Annotated in this window: 2 protein-coding genes; both read right to left on the bottom strand. The window is 45.5% G+C overall.

Annotated elements, in window-relative coordinates:
- Positions 1-147 precede the first annotated feature (147 nt).
- Entirely contained in the window at positions 148-1,323 is a 1,176-nt protein-coding gene (gene fadA, locus A3766_RS26445) for an acetyl-CoA C-acyltransferase FadA (protein ID WP_068509740.1), read from the bottom strand.
- Between the two features lie 31 nt (positions 1,324-1,354).
- The coding region (locus tag A3766_RS26440; protein WP_231883002.1) for a 3-hydroxyacyl-CoA dehydrogenase family protein at positions 1,355-2,151 on the bottom strand (797 nt) is incomplete at its 5' end.

The following is a 2,151-nucleotide window of genomic DNA, read 5'->3' as shown; positions in this document are numbered from 1 at the left end:
GTCGACTCAAGTAAATCTACCCCCTCTTAAAACAAAAAAACCGCAGCCAAAACTGCGGTTTTTTCTTATCTTATTAAGACACACTCCCGAAGAATACTTCCTATTGCCTAAGCAATTTTCCTGGGAGCGTGCTTATCAAAGATGGTCTTACAGACGTTCCCAAATTGTTGAGATGCCCTGACCAAGACCTACACACATGGTAGAAACACCATATTTGCCGCCCTTATCTTCAAGAACATTCAACAAAGTCGTTGAGATACGTGCACCTGAACAACCTAGTGGGTGACCCAAAGCGATCGCACCACCATTCAGGTTAACTTTAGTCTCTGCAACATCTAGCAACTTAAGATCTTTCATTACTGGCAAAGACTGACCTGCGAAAGCTTCGTTAAGCTCCCAGAAATCGATATCTTCAATGGTAAGACCAGCACGCTTAAGTGCTTTCTTAGTTGCTGGAACTGGGCCGTAACCCATGATAGCTGGATCACAACCTGCAACAGCCATTGAAACGATACGAGCACGTGGCTTAAGGCCAAGCTCTTCTGCTTTCTCAGCTGACATCAACAACATTGCTGCTGCGCCATCTGTAAGCTGTGAAGACGTACCCGCAGTTACTGTACCGCCTTTAGGGTTGAAAGCTGGCTTCAACTTGCCTAGAGACTCTGCAGTCGTTTCTGGACGGATTGTTTCATCGTCCTCAATAAGAACTTTAAAACCGTTCTCATCATGACCTTCAACTGGAACGATTTCGTTCTTAAAACGACCTTCCAATGTAGCTTCGTGAGCTAGACGGTGTGAACGCGCGCCAAACTCATCTTGCATTTCACGTGAAATACCGTGCATTTTAGCTAACATTTCAGCCGTTAGACCCATCATGTTAGATGCTTTTGCAGAGTACTTACTTGCTGCTGGGTTGTGGTCGAAACCTTTAGTCATGGATACGTGACCCATGTGCTCAACACCACCCACAACAAACACGTCACCGTTACCGGTTTGGATTGCTTGTGCAGCTGTGTGAATTGCACTCATCGCAGAACCACACAAACGGTTAACCGTTTGAGCGCCAGCAGCGTGAGGAACTTTAGTTAACAATGAAATTTGACGAGCAACGTTAAAGCCCTGCTCCATTGTTTGGTTAACACAACCCCAGATTACGTCTTCAACGTCATTAGGGTTCAATTTTTCGTTACGATCAAAAATAGCATCAATCAGCGTAGCTGAAAGTGTCTCAGCACGTACATTGCGGAAACAGCCATTTTTAGCACGACCCATTGGGGTACGTACTGCATCGATGACGACGACATCTTTTGGATTAAGACTCATAGATATTCTCCGTTCGATTCTGTTTCAGCGATTAGCCGAAAAACTTCTTGCCAGTTTTAGCCATTTCTCTCATACCCTCTGTTGGAGTGTAAAGAGCACCTAGATCAGCATACTTGTCAGCGATCTTATTAAATTCTTCGATGCCGATAGAATCGATGTAACGAAGCGCACCACCACGGAATGGAGGGAAGCCGATACCGAAGATAAGACCCATATCAGCTTCTGCTGCAGTCTCTACGATACCATCTTCAAGACAACGTACAGTCTCGATACATAGAGGAACCATCATACGCTCGATGATTTCTTCATCTGTAAATTCATTGTTGTTAAGAACAACAGGCTTGATCATGTCGTAAACGCCTTCGTCCTTCACTTTCTTCTGCTTACCTTTACGGTCTAGCTCGTAAGTGTAGAAGCCTTTGTCGTTCTTCTGACCGTAGCGGCCATCTTCAAACATAACTTCCATCGCAGTACGGAACTCATTCTTCATGCGATCAGGGAAGCCTTCAGCCATGACTTCACCAGCGTGAATAGCTGTGTCCATACCTACAACGTCTAGCAAGTAAGCAGGACCCATAGGCCAACCGAATTTCTCCATGATCTTATCAACGCGCTGGAAGTCAGCACCGTCACGTACTAGCGCAGCAAAGCCACCGAAGTATGGGAACAAGATACGGTTAACTAGGAAACCTGGGCAGTCGTTAACAACAACAGGCGTCTTACCCATTGCTTTAGCGTAAGCAACTGTCGTAGCGATTGTTTCTTCGCTAGTTTTCTCGCCACGGATAACCTCAACAAGAGGCATCATGTGTACAGGGTTGAAGAAGT

The sequence above is a fragment of the Oleiphilus sp. HI0132 genome (genome assembly GCF_001635845.1).
This window is presented reverse-complemented; position numbering and strand designations above follow the sequence as displayed.

Excerpts from the sequence above, each read along its gene's own strand:
- fadA (WP_068509740.1), bottom strand. The coding sequence starts at position 1,323 with ATGAGTCTTAATCCAAAAGATGTCGTCGTCATCGATGCAGTACGTACC.